Below are 557 nucleotides of genomic sequence, written 5' to 3'. Positions count from 1 at the left end.
TCTTAGCAATCATGCGTATTCAGTTTTGAAGGAATAAATCCTTCAACGTTCCTCGGTAGCTCAGTTGGTAGAGCAATCGGCTGTTAACCGATCGGTCGGCGGTTCGAGTCCGTCCCGAGGAGCCATATATACGGAGAGTTACCCAAGAGGCCGAAGGGGACGGTTTGCTAAACCGTTAGTATGCGCAAGCGTAGCGAGGGTTCGAATCCCTCACTCTCCGCCATATGTTTTAATCTCATAGCTTCATGGCGGTGTAGCTCAGCTGGTTAGAGCGTTCGGTTCATACCCGAAAGGTCGGGGGTTCGATTCCCTCCGCCGCTACCATATTAATTGCGGTCGTGGTGGAATTGGCAGACACACCATCTTGAGGGGGTGGCGGGGCGACCCGTGCGAGTTCGAGTCTCGCCGACCGCACCATACTTCATAATCCTGGCCCGTTGGTGAAGCGGTTTAACACAGCAGCCTTTCACGCTGTCATTCAGGGGTTCGAATCCCCTACGGGTCACCTAGCAAAATGCCCTGCGTTAGCAGGGATCCTGGAGGCTTAGCTCAGCTGG

At 54.2% G+C, this 557-nt stretch carries 5 tRNA genes; all 5 read left to right on the top strand.

Annotated features, from left to right (window positions below):
- Positions 1-49 precede the first annotated feature (49 nt).
- The 5 genes from M3630_RS30545 (at position 50) to M3630_RS30525 (ending at position 505) form a co-directional block, all read left to right on the top strand.
- Positions 50-125 (top strand) — tRNA-Asn (locus tag M3630_RS30545).
- Positions 126-132: 7 nt separating this feature from the next.
- Positions 133-223, top strand: a tRNA-Ser gene (locus M3630_RS30540).
- A 24-nt stretch (positions 224-247) separates the two neighbouring features.
- A tRNA-Met gene (locus tag M3630_RS30535) sits at positions 248-324 on the top strand.
- A gap of 8 nt (positions 325-332) precedes the next feature.
- Positions 333-417, top strand: a tRNA-Leu gene (locus M3630_RS30530).
- 14 nt (positions 418-431) lie between these two features.
- A tRNA-Glu gene (locus M3630_RS30525) sits at positions 432-505 on the top strand.
- Positions 506-557: the final 52 nt, after the last annotated feature.

Source organism: Brevibacillus sp. MER 51, assembly GCF_023714195.1.
Taxonomy (GTDB): domain Bacteria; phylum Bacillota; class Bacilli; order Brevibacillales; family Brevibacillaceae; genus Brevibacillus.
The sequence above is the reverse complement of the archived record's forward strand: the minus strand, read 5'-3'. Positions and strand labels throughout refer to the sequence as shown.